At 71.2% G+C, this 15,304-nt stretch carries 15 protein-coding genes; 12 read left to right on the forward strand and 3 right to left on the reverse strand.

All coding sequences use genetic code 11. The features are described from left to right. The 8 genes from OPU67_RS11270 to OPU67_RS11305 all read left to right on the forward strand — a co-directional run. Nucleotides 1–1,002 (forward strand): YeiH family protein (locus tag OPU67_RS11270; RefSeq protein WP_267619634.1); only part of this gene is annotated, 1,002 nt, incomplete at its 5' end. Continuing rightward, nucleotides 987–2,489, forward strand: coding sequence for a glycerol-3-phosphate dehydrogenase (locus OPU67_RS11275; RefSeq protein ID WP_267619635.1), 1,503 nt, complete (start codon nucleotides 987–989; stop codon nucleotides 2,487–2,489). The genes OPU67_RS11270 and OPU67_RS11275, both read left to right, overlap by 16 nt. Continuing rightward, the gene (locus OPU67_RS11280) at nucleotides 2,486–3,058 is read left to right on the forward strand and encodes an NADPH-dependent FMN reductase (RefSeq protein WP_267619636.1); all 573 of its coding nucleotides are present in this window, start codon (nucleotides 2,486–2,488) and stop codon (nucleotides 3,056–3,058) included. Before OPU67_RS11275 ends, OPU67_RS11280 begins: the two co-directional genes overlap by 4 nt. Next, a complete protein-coding gene (locus OPU67_RS11285) occupies nucleotides 3,058–3,669 on the forward strand; it encodes a 3,4-dihydroxy-2-butanone-4-phosphate synthase (RefSeq protein ID WP_267619637.1) in 612 nt (203 codons plus the stop codon). The genes OPU67_RS11280 and OPU67_RS11285 overlap by 1 nt, the downstream gene beginning before the upstream one ends. Further along, the gene (locus OPU67_RS11290) at nucleotides 3,666–4,883 is read left to right on the forward strand and encodes a molybdopterin-dependent oxidoreductase (protein ID WP_267619638.1); all 1,218 of its coding nucleotides are present in this window, start codon (nucleotides 3,666–3,668) and stop codon (nucleotides 4,881–4,883) included. Before OPU67_RS11285 ends, OPU67_RS11290 begins: the two co-directional genes overlap by 4 nt. Continuing rightward, the gene (locus tag OPU67_RS11295; RefSeq protein WP_267619639.1) at nucleotides 4,880–5,233 is read left to right on the forward strand and encodes a cytochrome c; all 354 of its coding nucleotides are present in this window, start codon (nucleotides 4,880–4,882) and stop codon (nucleotides 5,231–5,233) included. Before OPU67_RS11290 ends, OPU67_RS11295 begins: the two co-directional genes overlap by 4 nt. A 99-nt stretch (nucleotides 5,234–5,332) precedes the next feature. Next, entirely contained in the window at nucleotides 5,333–6,037 is a 705-nt protein-coding gene (locus tag OPU67_RS11300) for a VIT1/CCC1 transporter family protein (protein WP_267619640.1), read from the forward strand. Nucleotides 6,038–6,220: 183 nt separating this feature from the next. After that, nucleotides 6,221–6,394, forward strand: coding sequence for a hypothetical protein (locus tag OPU67_RS11305; RefSeq protein WP_267619641.1), 174 nt, complete (start codon nucleotides 6,221–6,223; stop codon nucleotides 6,392–6,394). Nucleotides 6,395–6,428: 34 nt separating this feature from the next. Here the strand turns inward: OPU67_RS11305 and OPU67_RS11310 are convergent, their stop codons facing one another. Further along, nucleotides 6,429–7,511: an aldose epimerase family protein gene (locus OPU67_RS11310; RefSeq protein ID WP_267619642.1), complete on the reverse strand. Its 1,083-nt coding sequence runs from the start codon at nucleotides 7,509–7,511 to the stop codon at nucleotides 6,429–6,431. An 85-nt stretch (nucleotides 7,512–7,596) separates the two neighbouring features. Between OPU67_RS11310 and OPU67_RS11315 the strand changes: the two genes are divergently transcribed. Next, the gene (locus tag OPU67_RS11315) at nucleotides 7,597–8,652 is read left to right on the forward strand and encodes a glycoside hydrolase family 43 protein (protein ID WP_267619643.1); all 1,056 of its coding nucleotides are present in this window, start codon (nucleotides 7,597–7,599) and stop codon (nucleotides 8,650–8,652) included. Between the two features lie 109 nt (nucleotides 8,653–8,761). On the opposite strand, the gene OPU67_RS11320 is transcribed toward OPU67_RS11315, so the two are convergent. Both OPU67_RS11320 and dgoD read right to left on the reverse strand, forming a co-directional pair. Further along, complete coding sequence (locus tag OPU67_RS11320) at nucleotides 8,762–11,428, reverse strand: TonB-dependent receptor (protein ID WP_267619644.1); 2,667 nt, start codon at nucleotides 11,426–11,428, stop codon at nucleotides 8,762–8,764. A 147-nt stretch (nucleotides 11,429–11,575) separates the two neighbouring features. Further along, nucleotides 11,576–12,712: a galactonate dehydratase gene (dgoD, locus tag OPU67_RS11325; protein ID WP_267619645.1), complete on the reverse strand. Its 1,137-nt coding sequence runs from the start codon at nucleotides 12,710–12,712 to the stop codon at nucleotides 11,576–11,578. A gap of 49 nt (nucleotides 12,713–12,761) precedes the next feature. Here dgoD and OPU67_RS11330 point away from each other — a divergent pair, with 49 nt between their 5' ends. From OPU67_RS11330 to OPU67_RS11340, 3 genes are read left to right on the forward strand one after another with little or no spacing between them, the layout of a single operon-like run. Continuing rightward, the gene (locus OPU67_RS11330) at nucleotides 12,762–13,703 is read left to right on the forward strand and encodes a 2-dehydro-3-deoxygalactonokinase (protein ID WP_267619646.1); all 942 of its coding nucleotides are present in this window, start codon (nucleotides 12,762–12,764) and stop codon (nucleotides 13,701–13,703) included. Then, nucleotides 13,700–14,338 (forward strand): 2-dehydro-3-deoxy-6-phosphogalactonate aldolase, encoded by a 639-nt coding sequence (locus tag OPU67_RS11335; RefSeq protein ID WP_267619647.1) that lies wholly within the window; start codon nucleotides 13,700–13,702, stop codon nucleotides 14,336–14,338. Before OPU67_RS11330 ends, OPU67_RS11335 begins: the two co-directional genes overlap by 4 nt. Next, complete coding sequence (locus tag OPU67_RS11340; protein WP_267619648.1) at nucleotides 14,335–15,255, forward strand: Gfo/Idh/MocA family protein; 921 nt, start codon at nucleotides 14,335–14,337, stop codon at nucleotides 15,253–15,255. Before OPU67_RS11335 ends, OPU67_RS11340 begins: the two co-directional genes overlap by 4 nt. Nucleotides 15,256–15,304 lie beyond the last annotated feature (49 nt).

Raw genomic sequence — 15,304 nt, forward strand, 5'->3', positions numbered from 1 at the left:
GCGCGCGGCCGGCCGCTGTCGCGCTTCGTGCCGGGTCTCGCGATCGTCGCCATCGCCGGGGCGGCGGCGGCGTGGCTCGCGCAGAACTACGGCGTGCCGGTGATCCTCGCCGGGCTGCTGATCGGCCTTGCCGTCAACTTCGCCTCCGCCGATGCGCGCACCCACGACGGGCTCGACCTCGTCTCGCGCCATGGCCTGAGGGGCGGGATCGTGCTGCTCGGCTTCCAGGTGACCGCCGCCCAGGTCGTGCAGATGGGGATCGTGCCCTTCCTCGGCCTCGCCCTCGTCATGACCGCTGCGCTCATCGCCGCGCTGCTCGCCGCGCGCGCGACCGGGCAGAGCCCCGCGATCGGCCTCCTCGCCGGCGGTGCGACCGCGATCTGCGGGGCTTCCGCCGCGCTCGCGCTCTACGGGGTGATCGGGCGCGAGCGGGTCGACCAGGCGCTCTTCACCCTGACGCTGGTGATCCTCGCCGCCGCCAGCGCCATCGCGCTCGTCACCTATCCGCCGCTCACCCAGATGCTCGGCTTTTCCGACGCGCAAGCGGGCTTTCTGGTCGGCGCCTCAATCCACGATGTGGCACAGGCGATCGGCGCAGGCTTTGCCGTCTCGGACATCGCAGGGGCGCAGGCGACGGTGGTGAAGCTCACCCGCGTCGCCCTGCTCGCCCCGCTGGTGACGCTGGCCGCCCTGTGGATCGCCCGCGTCGAGCCGCTCCCTGCCGGCGTGGGCCGCGCCAAGGTGCCGGTGCTGCCGGGCTTCATCCTTGCCTTCCTCGCGCTGGTCGGGGTCAATTCGCTGGTCACCTTCCCCGCCGACCTCGCCGGCCACGCGCTGATCTTTTCCAAGACCCTCCTCCTCCTCGCCGTCACCGCCACCGCGATGCGCACGCGGACCGACCTCCTGCTCGGCCTCGGCTGGCGTTCGGTCATGCCGGTGCTGGCGGCGACCATCGCCTCGCTGGCGGTCGCGCTCGCCTTTGCCGAATGGGTGATCCCGTGAGCGCGCCCTACGATCTCGCGGTGATCGGCGGGGGCGTGAACGGCGCGGGAATCGCGCGCGATGCGGCAGGGCGCGGCGCCAAGGTGCTGCTGCTTGAACGCGGCGACCTTGCGGAAGGCACCTCGTCCAACTCCACCAAGCTGATCCACGGCGGCCTGCGCTACCTCGAACATTACGAATTCGCCCTCGTGCGCGAGGCCCTGTCCGAGCGCGAGGTGCTGTGGGGCATCGCGCCGCACATCATCTGGCCGCTGCGCTTCATCCTCCCTCACCGCCCGGGCCTGCGCCCCAAGTGGCTGCTGCGGCTGGGACTGTTCCTCTACGACCACATCGGCGGGCGAAGGCGCCTGCCCCCGGCAGAGAGCGTGGACTTGACGCGCCACCCCGCCGGCGCGCCGCTCAAGAGCGAATACACCCGCGCCTTCGCCTATTCCGACGGCTGGGTGGACGATGCGCGCCTCGTCGTCCTCAACGCCCGCGATGCCGCCGACCGGGGGGCGGAGGTGCGCACCCGCTGCGAGGTCACGGCCCTTGCCCGCGAAGGCGACGTATGGCGGATCGAGGCCGGGGGCGAGACCTTCCATGCCCGCGCCGTGGTCAACGCCGCGGGCCCGCGCGTGCTCGACTTGCTCGGCCGCGCCGGCGAGCCGACCACCCAGAAGATGCGCCTCGTGCGCGGCTCGCACATTGTGGTGCGCAAGCTCTTTGACCACGACTATGCCTATTTCTTCCAGCTCCCCGACGGGCGGATCTTCTTCGCCATCCCCTACGAGAGCGACTTCACGCTGATCGGCACCACCGATGTCGATCACCACGAAGGCCTCGACGCGGTGAAGGCGAGCCCCGAGGAGATCGCCTATCTGTGCGAGGGTGCTTCGGAATATTTCCGCACGCCCGTGCGCCCCGCCGACGTGGTGTGGACCTATTCCGGCGTGCGCCCGCTCGTCGATGACGGCTCGGGACGCCCCGAGGCGGCGACGCGCGGCTACCGTTTCGAGATCGACGGCGGGGCGGACGGGAGCGCGCCGCTGCTCTCCGTCTTCGGCGGCAAGATCACCACCTACCGCCACCTCGCCGCCGAGGCGGTGGAGCGGCTCCAGCCCTTCCTCCCCGTCCTGCAAGGCGGCGACTGGACCGGCACGGCCCCGCTCCCCGGCGGCGACTTCGCGCGCGACGAGGCGGGGGCGAGGATGCGCGAACTCGGCCAGCGTTATCCTTTCCTCTCAGGACAAGACACCCGGCGGCTGATCCAGCTCTATGGCACCACCGCCTTCGCATTCCTTGGGCAGGCGCGGCAGGCGAGCGACCTCGGACAGGACTTCGGCCACGGCCTCACCGCCGCCGAGGTCGATCACCTCATGGCGCGCGAATGGGCGCGCACCGCCGAGGACGTGCTATGGCGCCGCACCAAGATCGGCCTGCATTTCACGCCCGAAGAGACCGCCGCGCTTGCCGCCTACATGACCGAAAGGATTCCCCCAGCATGACCCGTATCGTGGCCCTCGGCGGCACGGTGAACCCCGGCTCCTCCACCGAGCAGGCGCTGCGCCTCGCCGCGCTGATCGCGACCGGCGAGGGGGCGGAGGTGACGGTGTTCGGCGGGGATTACCTCGCCGCCCTCCCCCATTATCGCGGCCCCGGCTACGAAACCGCGATGGGGGCCGAGATGGTCGAGGCGGTGCGCGCCGCCGACGGCCTGCTGGTGGCTGCGCCCGGCTATCACGGCACCATCTCCGGCGTGGTCAAGAACGCGCTCGACTATCTCGAGGACCTTGCGCGGGACGAGCGCCCCTATCTCGATGGCCGTGCGGTCGGCCTCATCGCCACCGCCTTCGGCGACCAGGCCTCGATGTCGACCCTGCTCACCATGCGCGCGATCACCCATGCCCTGCGCGGCTGGCCGACCCCGATGGGAGCGACGATCCGCACCTACCAGGGGATGTTTTCCCCCGACGGCGAATGCCTCGACGAGCGCGCGCGCGGCCAGATCGAGCTGGTCGGCAAGCAGGTGGTGCTCGGCGCGCGGAGCTTCGCGGCCGGGAGGGACCTTGCGTGATGCGCGGGGCGTTGGATCGCGCGCTGGAGGCGATCGCCGCAGGGCGGATCGTCGTCATCGCCGGTGATCGGCTGCGCGGCGGCGACATCGACCTGATGTGCGCGGCACAGCACGTCACACCCGAGGCGATCAACTTTATGGCGACCCACGGGCGCGGGCTGATCTGCCTGTCGGTCACGCCCGAGCGGGCCGAGCGGCTCGGCCTCAGCCTCGTCAACCCCGGCACGGCGCGCCAGACCGGGCGGCCCTTCGCCCGCTCGATCGAGGCGGCCGAGGGCGTCTCCACCGGCATCTCCGCCGCCGACCGCGCGCACACGGTGCGGGTGGCAATCGCCGAGGGGGCGAGTTCGGCCCACATCCACTCGCCCGGCCATGTCTTCCCGCTGATCGCGCGCCCCGGCGGGGTGCGCGAGCGGCCCTCCGCCTGCGAGGCCTCGATCGACCTCGCCCGCCTTGCCGGCGCGGGCGATGCGGCGGTGATCTGCTCGATCATGCGCGACGACGGCGAGATGGCGCGGATCGACGATATTGCCGATCTTGTCGCCGCTTACGGGCTCGAAGTCGCCGATATCGGCGCTCTGATCGCAAGGCTCGAAGGGGCCGAAGCGTGAGCGGCGGCAGGCTCTCCCGCCGCGCGCTGATCGCCGGGGCGGGCACCGCCGCGCTCGCCGCGCCGGCCTTGGCGAAGCTCGGCGGGATGATCGATCTCGGCCTGCCGGGCGGGCCGAGCCTCAGGCCCACCACCCCCGATTTTCCCGGCAAGCAGGGCATGATCGTCCAGCGCATCCGCCCGCCCCTGCTGGAAGCGCCGATGGCGGTGTTCCGTGAGGGCGTCATCACCCCCAACGACCGGCATTTCGTGCGCTGGAACTGGCCGATGCCGACCGAGGTCAAGGCCGCCGATCACCGCGTGGCGGTGGGCGGGGCGGTGAAGCAGCCCGTGTCGCTGACGCTGGACGACATCGCGAGTGCGGGCGAACAGGTTGAGATCGTTGCGATAAACCAGTGCGCCGGGAACGGGCGCGGGCTCTCCGAGCCGCGCGTCACCGGCACCCAGTGGGGCAACGGGGCAATGGCCTGCGCCAAGTGGACGGGGGTGCGGCTCAAGGACGTGCTCGCCAAGGCGGGCGTCGCCGAGGGGGCGAAGCGGGTCCGCCTTGCCGGGCTCGACGTGCCGCTCACCGAGGGCGCGCCGCAGTTCATCAAGTCGATCCCGCTCGATATCGCGATGCGCGATGATGTGCTGGTCGCCTGGGCGATGAACGACGAACCCCTCCCGATCCTCCACGGCTTCCCCTTGCGGATCGTGGTGCCGGGGTGGTTTTCGACCTATTGGGTGAAGATGCTCTCGACCATCGAGGTGCTCGCCGGCGAGGATGAAAGCCATTACGTCGCAGAGACTTACCGATGGCCAACAGTGGCGGTGAAACCGGGCGACAAGGATTTTCCGACCGTCCCCATCACCGCCATGCCGCCCCGCTCCTTCATCACCAGCCATGCCGACGGCGCGGTGGTGCGCAAGGGCGAGCCGCTGACGCTCGAGGGGATCGCGATGGGCGGCAATGCGGCGCTCGCCAAGGTCGAGCTGGTCGGCGCCGGAAGCGGTGGGGGCGAGCCGGTCCCCTGCACCCTCGGCCCCGACGATCACGGTCCCTACGCCTTCCGCCGCTGGTCGGTGACGCTGCCGCAAGTCTCTGGCGACCTTGTGGAAATCGGCAGCAAGGCGACCAACCGCGAGGGCGCGAGCCAGCCCGACGCGCTGGTCTGGAACCCCTCGGGTTATGCCCGCAACGTGATCGAGCGCATCACCCTGAGGGCGCAATGAAGGTCCTTGTCGCCGCCGCCCTCACCCTCCCGCTGGCGCTGCTGGCGGGTTGTGATTCCCCTCCGACAGTCTCGTTCGAGGACGCCAGCCTCACCCTGCCCGACGATCCGAACACCCTGCCCGAGGGGCCGGGGCGGCAGGCGGTGATGGACAATTGCCTTGCCTGCCATTCGCCCTCCACCATGCTCCAGCAACCGAGGGTCCCGCGCGAAAAGTGGGAGGCGACGGTCGCCAAGATGGTCAAGCTCTACAAGGCCCCGGTCGATCCTGCCGCGATTCCGCAGATCGTCGATTACATGGTCGCGGTGCAGGCGCGCGGGGTCGATGTTCCACGTGAAACATCGCCTTAAAGGGGGTCTAGGCGGGGTCTGGAGGGGGTCTGCGCCCAACTTCGCCCCGGCAAGCCCCCCCTTGCGCCCACCTTGCACGAGGGCGCACAAGGGCCGGCGATGACCGACCCTTCCGCCCATCCCGACGATCCCCACTACGTCCACCGCACCGGCTGGCTGCGCGCCGCGGTGCTGGGGGCGAACGACGGGATCATCTCGGTCGCCTCGCTGATCATCGGCGTCGCGGCGGCGACCCCGGAACGCGGCGCCATCCTGATCGCGGGCAGCGCGGCGCTGATCGCGGGGGCGATGTCGATGGCAGCGGGGGAATACATCTCGGTCTCGAGCCAGGCCGACAGCGAGAGCGCCGACATCGCCCGCGAGGCCGAGGCGCTCGCCGCCACCCCGGCCGACGAGGAGGCGGAGCTTGCCGCGATCTACCGCGCGCGCGGCCTTTCGCAGGCGACCGCGGCAGCGGTGGCGCGCGAGCTCACCGCGAAGGACGCCCTCGGCGCGCACGTGCGCGACGAGCTCGGCCTGTCCGAACACCTCGCCGCCCGCCCCTTGCAGGCCGCGCTCGCCTCGGGCGCGACCTTCAGCGCGGCGGCCGCGGTGCCGCTCGTCGCTGCCTGGGCTGCCCCGGCAGGCGCGATCATGGCGAGCGTGGTCGCGGTCGCGGTGCTGAGCCTCGCGGTGCTCGGCGCGCTCGGCGCGCGGGCCGGGGCCGCGCCGCTGGTGCCCGCCACCCTTCGGGTCGTCGGCTGGGGCGTCTTCGCCATGGCCGCCACGGCAGCGGTCGGCCGGTTGTTCGGGGTGAGCGTCTGAGGCCTTTTCCCGGTCGGGGTCGAGCGGCGAACCATCCCCCGACGAGCCGCCCCGCGTCTGCGCCGTTCTCGGGCAGCCGATCAATTGAGGCATAAGCAGGATAGGGCTCCCACCGCGCGCTCGTGCCATGGTGCAGTTCCAGACGAGGAGGGGAACAGCCCCCGCGAAAAGGAACGCAACGCCATGGCTATCCGCAATCTTCTCAAGACTGTCACCCAGCGCCGCAAGCCGGCGGCCGAGCAGTCGCCCGACCTGCAGGTGGATTTCAGCTACACCCAGTGGCGCCACGCGCAGATGGAACAGCTGGTGAGCAACTACCAGCGCGCCTGCGACACCTGCGACAGCGCACCGGCCTAAATCTGGAAGGGAGCGCGCGACATCCCGCGCTCCCTCAGCTTTCCCCGCCGAAGCGCAAGATCACGCGGTGCCGGTATGTCTCGCCCGGCGCCAGGCGGACCGATCCGAAGTCCGGGCGATTGGGCGTATCGGGAAACATCTGCGGCTCGAGCGCGATGCCGTCGCCCTGCCGATAGGCTTTCCCCGCCTTCCCCACCAGCGTGCCGCCCAGGAAATTCCCCGAATAGAACTGCACCCCCGGCTCGGTCGAGAACACGGCGAGGCTGCGGCCCGATCCCGGGTGCGCGAGCGCGGCGAGCAGCCGCGGCTCGGCCGCGCGCGTGCGGGCGATGACCCAGTTGTGATCGTAGCCCCTGCCGATGGCGATCTGCGGATGGCCCGCGTCGCGCACCCGCGCGCCGATGGCGGTCGGCTCGCGAAAATCGAAGGGGGTGCCGGCGACGGGCGCGAACTCCCCGGTGGGGATCGCGGCCTCGTCGGTCGGCAGGAAGTGCTCGGCCGGGATGGCGAGGACATGGTCCATCGCCCCCTCGACCCCGCCCTCGCCCGCGAGGTTCCAGTAGGCATGGTTGGTGAGGTTGACGAGCGTCGGCCGGTCGGTGCGCGCCGCATATTCGATGGCGAGTTCGCCTGCATCGGTGAGGGTGTAGGTGGCGGTCACATGGAGCGTGCCGGGGAAGCCCTGGTCCCCGTCGGGGCTGACATGGGCTAGCCGCACCATCGGCTGCGGCGCGGCGCCGACCGCCGCGATCGTCCACAGCGCCCTGTCGAAGCCCACCGGCCCGCCGTGGAGCGCGTTGGAGCCGTTGTTGGCGGGCACGCGATAGGCCTCGCCATCGAGGATGAAGCGCCCGCCCGCAATGCGGTTCGCGACCCGGCCCACGCTCGCACCGAAATAGGCATCGCTGGCGAGGTAATCCCCAAGCGTCGCATGGCCGAGCGTCACGTCGGCGAGCGTGCCCTCGCGGTCGGGCACCAGCATCGCCTGAAGCGTCGCGCCCCAGGCGAGGATGGTGGCGCTCATGCCATTCGTCTGGGTCAGGGTGACGGCCTCGACGGCGCGGCCATCGGGCAGGTGGCCGAACGTGCGGCGGGTGGCGGAAGGGGTCGCTTTCATGCTGCGCTCATTTATATGATAATATATCCCGGGCAAGCGGCGCCTTCGCAGGCATCGCACAACCCTGCCGCATTAGGAGCCCCGCTTGCGCCCTTTCGTCATGTTCTGCCTCGCTGCCGCCGCCGCGCTCGCCAGCCTTGCGCCTGCCGCCTCGACCGCCAAGCCCGCAGCCCCCGCGCCCGCCGAGCCTTTCGTGCCGGTCTATCGCACCAACTTCCCCGATCCCTTCGTCATCGCGCACGAGGGGCGCTATCTGGCCTACGCCACCAACGCCGACCGCGACCGGGCCAACGTGCAGATGGCGGTGTCGGACGATCTGGTGAACTGGGCGCCGGTGAAGAACGGCAAGCGCCTGCATGATGCCATGCCGGTGCTCCCCGCCTGGGCGGAGCGCGGCTGGACCTGGGCGCCCGAGGTGCTGGCGCACGAGGGCCGCTTTCTCCTCTATTTCACCGCGCGCGAGCGGGCGAGCGGCCGGCAATGCACCGGGGTGGCTTCGAGCACGGACCCGATGGGGCCCTTCACCTCGGACGCGCCGGCGCCGCTGATCTGCCAGCGCGAGCTCGGCGGGACGATCGACGCGAGCCCCTTCCGCGATGCGGACGGCACGCTCTATCTCACCTACAAGGCCGATGCGAACGCGGTCGGCAAGCCCACCGACATCTTCGTCCAGCCGATGACGGCGGACGGGCTGGGGCTGACGGGCACGCCCGCGGTGCTGCTCACCAACGATGCGCCGTGGGAGGCGCACGTGATCGAGAGCCCGACGATGGTGCGCCGGGGCGATACCTACGTGCTGTTCTATTCGGCCAACCACTTCGGCTGGGAGCCGCACCAGCGCCTCAGCCCCTATGCGATGGGCTATGCCACCTGCGAGGGGCCGATGGGGCCCTGCGCCAAGGCGGCGGAGAACCCCATCCTCCACAGCTACGCCGACAAGGCGGCCGGGTGTCTCAGCGGGCCGGGGCACCAGGCGGTGTTCGCGGCCGAGGGGCGCGAGTGGATCGTCTTTCACGCCCACATCGCGCGCGGCGGGTGCCAGAACGCGATGAAGGGCCGGCAGATGTACATCGCCCCGCTCGGCTGGCAGGACGGCAAGCCGGTGATCGGCAGGAGCCTGCGAGCGGGCGCGGGCAAGTAGGCGATCGGGCTCCGTTCGCCTCGAGCGAAGTCGAGAGGCTGGTGGCAGGTGTCTCGACCCCGCTCGAGGCGAATGGGCGGGAACGCTGCCCCCGCCGCCGGCCTACCGCTCAGCGCCCGAAGCGGAAGCGCACCCCCAGCGACAGCGTGCTCTCGTCGTCGCGCAAGTAGCGGACGAAATCCGCCGCCGGGGCGCCGTTGCGCGCCGAGGTGAAGTCCTGCCGGAACCGCTCGCGGGTGATGTTGGTCCAGTCGCCGAAGATCGCGAAATCGTCGGTGAGGTTGTAGGACAGCGACAGGTCGAGGCGCCCGGCGGGCCGCGCGCGCTCGACGTAGATGTCGTCGCCGCGCAGCTGCTGGGTGGCGCGGAAGCTCGAACGGTCGTTGTAGGACAGCCGCGCCGAGGCGCCGTAACGCTCGTAGATCGCGACCACGTTGGCGTTCCATCGGGAGACGCCGTTCAGCTGGTCGGTGATCGGCTGGAGGGTGAGCGCCCCCGTGCCGTCGGGCTGTTCGGTCTTGGCGTCGAGATAGGTGACGTTGACCTGCACCCCGAACCCTCGCGCCCAGTCGGGCAGGCTGTCGAACTCGGCGAAGGCCTGCGCCTGCAATTCGGCCCCGGTGATCCGGCCCTTGCCGGTATTGACCGGCCCGGTGATCTCGACGACGCCCAGCGTCGGGTCGGTGATGCGGAAGGTGTTGGGCTGGATGAACCCGTCGATGCGGCGGTGGAAGCCGGTCAGCGAGATGAAGCCGGTCGGGCTGAAATACCACTCCACCGCGGCATCGAAGTTCCACGAGGTGAAGGGGTTGAGGAACGGGTTGCCCCCGCCGCCGCGGCGCGGATCGCTGTCGGTGCCGACCCCGCCCGGGGGCGGCGGGCCGAGCACCAGCGCGGGGTTCAAGTCCGCGAAGGTCGGCAGGGTGCGGGTCTTGGCGACCGCCGCGCGCAGCTGGATCTCGGGCGTGGCGCGGAAGCGGATGCTGGCGTTGGGGAGCCAGTTGTCGTTGGTCGATCCCTCGTCGATCTGCGGGATGCCGGTCGGCACCGGACCGGCGACGCGGGTCTTCACACGGACGTAGCGCAGGCCGACCGTCCCCTCGAGATCGCCCGATCCGAGGTTCACCTGGCCGTAACCGGCAAGGTTCTTCTCCGAGGCGGTGTAGAGCGTCGCGGCCTCGGCCGGGCCGGGGCCAAAGCCGACCAGCTGGCGGATCGCGGCGATGTTCTCGCGGATGCTGGCGTAGGTCGGCGCCGCCCAGCGGAAGGTGCCGCCGACATTGACGCCCCGGAACACGTCGAACTCGACCGGCAGCGCGGTCGCCGGGGTGAGCGCCGCCGGCCGGTCGAAACGCCCGGTGAGCTGCCGCAACGCGTCGCGATCGGTGTAGCGCACGCCCGCCTGGATCGAGCGGATGAAGGCGCCGTCGACGAGGTATTCGAGATCGCCCCGGAACTGCCAGTCGTCGCCCTGCGAGCGCTGGCTTTCCTCGAACAGCCCGTCGAAGAACTGCTGCGAGGGATCGGCAAGGTCGATGTTGGTGATCTCGAAGGCCGGGCGATCCGTGTCGAACCGGATCGTCGGCGCCCCTGTCCAGCGGCGGTCGACGCTTTCGGTCGATCCGGTGAAGGTGCTGTCGGTCCGCGCGATGTCGACGCGCAGGTTGAGCCGGTCGAAGGTGCCCTTGAAGCCGCCCGCGAACTGGTAGGTGTCGGTCTTGTTGAAGGTCGCGCCCTGGAAGGAGAACAGCGAGCCGGCGGGCGCATTGACCGTGCCCGAGCGCACGAGGTTGGTGCCCTCGCGGAACACGAGGCTCCCGGTCTGCGCCCCGTTGAACAGCTCGGCGGCGAGCAGGCGGTCGTCGATCTTGTTGCGGAAGCCCTGCCACAGGCCCTCGAGGTAGAACTCGATGTCGGGCGTGGGCTTGTACTGGATCGCGGCATTGACCGAGGGGCGCACGCGGTTGCCCGAACGGTAAAACAGCCGCTGGATATCGGGGAAGCGCGCCGCCTGCCCGGCGCCCGCATCGGCGATCAGCGTGCCGCCGGGGCCGTTGCGGAAGGTCTGGAGGAAATCGGTGTTGCTGATCTCGGCATCGAGATAGGTCATCTCGACCCGCGAGGCGTTGATCAGCACCCCGAACTCGCCGCCGTCGCCGACCTCCCAGCGCTTGGTCGCGAGGAGGTTGAAGTTGGGATCGAGCTTGCGGCCCTGCCGGGTGTAGAGCCCCCACACCGATCCGGCGAACTGGCCGTCCTCGAAATCGAAGGGCATCCGCGAGCGGACGTTGACGAGGCCGGCAAGCCCCGGCTCGACCAGATCGGCGGCGGAGGTCTTGTAGACCTCGAGCGCGGCGACGTTGGCGGCGGGGAAGTCCTGCAAGGCGACCACGCGGGTCTCGGCGGTGAAGATCTCGCGCCCGTTGTAGGTGGTGGTGAAGTTGGGCAACCCGCGCACCAGCACGTTCTGCGCCTCGCCGCCCTGGCGATAGACCTGCACGCCGGGGATGCGCGCGGCGATCTGCGCGGTGTTGAGATCGGGCAGCTTGGCGATGTCCTCGGCCACCACGGCGTCGATGATTTCGTCGGAGTTGCGGCGGATGTTGCGCACGCTCTCGAGGCTGGCGCGGATGCCGGTGACGACGATCGCCTCGCCTTCGCTCGTAGTGGCTGGCCCCGCCGGCTCGGTAGTGGTCTGCTGCGCCTGAGCGGTCGCGGCGAGCGACAGCGCGATGACCGACACGGTGGTCCGAGCCGGAATGATCCCACGCATCATGCTATCCCCTTTTTGTGGCGGCACCCCCTGCTGGGGCGCTTCTCGTCAGGTCGGCGCATAGGAGCGGTGCGGGCAAGAAAACCTGATTTATATTATAAATTGTAACCAGCCCCAGCCCTGTGGCTTGTGCGCCACAGGCCGCGCGGCTCACCACTCGGCGAGACTGCCGTCCGGGTGGCGCCACACGGGGTTGCGCCAACGGTGCGGGCTCGCGGCGGCGGCGCGCACCCGGTCCTCGTCGATGGCGATGCCGAGACCGGGGCCGGTCGGGATCGGCAGGTGCCCGTCGACCGGGGTGAGCACCGAGGGGTCGGTGCAGAATTCGAGGAGGTCGTGCCCCTCGTTGTAGTGGATGCCGAGCGACATTTCCTGGAGCACCACGTTGGGGGCCGAGGCGGCGAGTTGCAGGCACGCGCCGAGCGCGAGCGGCCCCAGCGGGCAATGCGGCGCGACCGCGACATCGTAGGCCTCGGCCAGCGCGGCGATGCGGCGGCATTCGCTGAGGCCCCCGGCGTGGCTGAGATCGGGCTGGATGATGTCGACCGCCCCGCTTTCCAGGATCGGGCGGAAGTCCCAGCGCGAATAGAGCCGCTCGCCCAAGGCAATCGGCGTGCTCGTCAGCGCGGCGATCTGCGGCAGGGCGCTGGCGTGTTCGGACAGCAGCGGCTCCTCGATGAACAAGAGCCCCAGCGGCTCGAGCAGGCGGGCGAGCTGCTTCGCCATCGGCCGGTGCAGCCGCCCGTGGAAATCGAGCGCGACGTCCATGCCCTCGGCCTGCGCGGCCTCGACCCGCGCAACCACTTCGGCAAAGCGCGGCGCTTCCAGCCAGGCGACGTCGGCGGTGGCGTTCATCTTGACCGCGGTGAAGCCCTGCGCCCGGCGCGCGGCGGCGGCCTCGGCGATGTCGGCGGGGCGATCGCCCCCGATCCAGGCATAGGCGCGCACCCGCTCGCGCACGCGGCCGCCCATCATCTCGTGGGCGGGAAGGCCGTGGTGCCGCCCCTTCCAGTCCCACAGCGCCTGGTCGAGACCCGCGAGCGCCGACATCAGCACCGCCCCGCCGCGGTAGAAGCCGCCGCGGTAGATCACCTGCCAGATGTCCTCGATGGCCCGCGGGTCGGCGCCGATCACCCGGTCGGCGATCGCCGCGAAGGCGCCCATCACCGCCTCGGCGTGCCCCTCGAGGCTCGCCTCGCCCCAGCCCACGCTGCCGTTGTCCGCCTCGATCCGCACGAACAGCCATCGGGGCGGAACGAGGAAGGTCTCGAGGCGGGCGATCTTCATGCGAGGCTTGTCCTTGCGAATATTTCCGAGCATCGTATTTATATGATAATTGAAGCGCGACAAGCGAGGACTGCGCGCGGGGCACGACGAGGAGAGCGGCTTGGATTGGCAGGGCCCTTACATCGCGGTCGACTGGGGCACGACCAACCGGCGCGCGTGGCGAATCGGCGCGGACGGCGCGGTCGCGGATTCCTGCGCCGACGATCGCGGGATCAGGACGGTGCCCGAGCACGGCTTCGCCGCCGAGGCGGAGGCGTTGCGCGCGCGGCTCGGCGACCTGCCGATGCTGCTTGGCGGGATGATCGGGTCCGACCGGGGGTGGCGCAATGTGCCCTACGTCCCCTGCCCCGCCGATGCGCGCGCGCTCGCGGCGGGACTGTGCCGCATCGACGCGCGCACCGCGATCGTGCCCGGCGTGGCGCAGCCCGATCCGGCCAGCCCCGAGGTGATGCGCGGCGAGGAGGTGCAGATCATCGGCGCCCTCGCCCGCGGCGCGCTCGCGCCGGGCGCGCTGGTGTGCTGCCCCGGCACCCATGCCAAGTGGGTGCGGCTCGAGGAGGGGCGCATCGCCCGCTTCGCCACCTGGATGACCGGCGAGGTCTTCGCGCTGATCTCCCGGCATTCGATCCTCGCGCCGCTGCTCGCAGGCGAGACCGTGCCCGGCGCGGGCTTTGCGGCAGGGGTCGAGGCTGCGGCGGACGGCGATCCGCTCGGGCACCTGTTCGCCCTGCGCGCCGGGGCCCTCATCGCCTGCCCGCGCGCGGATGCGCCGGGCTATGCCAGCGGCCTGTTGATCGGCGCCGAGGTGCGCGCCGCGCTCGCGCGTTTCGGCAGCGAGCCCCCCACCCTCATCGGCCGCCCGGACCTCTGCGCACTTTATGCCGCGGCCCTAACCCAGGTGCTTGGGCCCGCCGCCCCGTCCGCCACGGTGATCGACGGCGAGGCCGCGTTCCGGGCCGGGATCGGCGCCATCATCAGGGAAGTGGCATGACGAACCCCGCAACCTTCGCCCGCCTGCTCGCCCAGTGCCCGCTGGTCGCGATCCTGCGCGGGGTGCGGCCCGAGGAGGTCGAGGGCGTGGGCGCGGCGCTTGTCGAGGCGGGCATCCGGATCATCGAGGTGCCGCTCAATTCGCCCGATCCGCTCGCCAGCATCGCGCGGCTCGCCCGGGCGTGCGGGGCCGACGCGCTGGTGGGCGCGGGCACGGTGCTCGATCCCGCCGATGTCGGGCGGGTGGCGGACGCGGGCGGGCGGCTGATCGTCTCGCCCGGCACCGATCCCGAGGTGATCGCCGCCGCCGTCGCCGCCGGGATGGTCGCCGCGCCCGGCTACTTCACCCCGAGCGAGGGTTTCGCCGCCCTGCGCGCCGGGGCGCACGCCCTGAAGCTCTTCCCCGCCGAGGCCGCACCCCCTGCGGTGGTGAAGGCGCAGCGCGCGGTGCTCCCGAACAACGTGCCGCTGCTGGTGGTCGGCGGCATCACCCCGGACAGGATGGCCGCCTACCGCGCCGCCGGGGCCGACGGCTTCGGGCTCGGCAGCGCGATCTATGCGCCCGGCATGACCGCCGCCGACGTCGCCGCCCGCGCCCGCGCCTTCGTGTCCGCACTGGGGCAGGAGCACGCATGACGATCCGTGTCGCCATCATCGGCTTCGGCAAGATCGCCCGCGCCGAGCACGTCCCCGCCATCGCCGCCGACCCGGATTTCGAGCTGGTCGCCGTCGTCGCCCCCAACGGCGCGCAAGGCGCGGGCGTGCCGGTCTTCGCCAGCCTGGCTGCGATGCTCGCCGCCATGCCGGACGGGGTCGACGCGGTGAGCCTCTGCACCCCCCCGCGCGTGCGCCGCGCCATCGCCGCCGAGGCGATCGCCGCGGGGCTTGCGGTGCTGCTCGAAAAGCCGCCCGCTGCAACCTTCGGCGAGCTTCAGGACTTGGAGGCCCGCGCGCGTGCCGCCGGGACCTGCCTGTTCGCCGCCTGGCATTCGCAGCACGCCCCTGCCGTCGCCCCGGCTGCCGCGGCGCTGGCGGGCGAGACCATCACCCGCCTCGCCATCACCTGGCACGAGGACGTGACACGCTGGCATCCGGGGCAGGACTGGATCTGGGAGCCCGAAGGCTTCGGCGTGTTCGATGCCGGGATCAACGCGCTCTCAATCGCCAGCGCGATTCTGCGCGAACCGCTGTTCGTCACGGGCGCCGCGTTCACCATCGAGCCGGGCCGCCAGGCGCCGATCGCCGCTGCGCTGACCTTCGCGGGCGAGCGGCGCACCGCCACCTTCGATTGGCGCGCGACGGACGAGGAGGTGCGCGAGATCCACGTCGCCACCGCCGCCGGCCGCCGCATCGCGATCCGCGACGGCGGCGCGAGCCTCAGCCTCGACGGGGCGGAGCAGCCGCTCGGCCCCTTTGCCGAATACCCGGCGCTCTACCGGCACTTCGCGCGGCTGGTCGCCGAGCGGTCGGTCGCGGTCGACGCCGCACCCTTGCGGATCATCGCCGACGCGGCGCTGATCGCGCGCCGCCTCTCCACGGCTTCGCGTGCGTGAGGAATTGCACCCGCGCGCGTTATCTGCGAACCCGCCCGAAGATGCGGAA

Origin of the sequence: Erythrobacter sp. WG, assembly GCF_026586795.1 — a bacterium.
In the GTDB taxonomy this organism is placed as follows: domain Bacteria; phylum Pseudomonadota; class Alphaproteobacteria; order Sphingomonadales; family Sphingomonadaceae; genus Erythrobacter.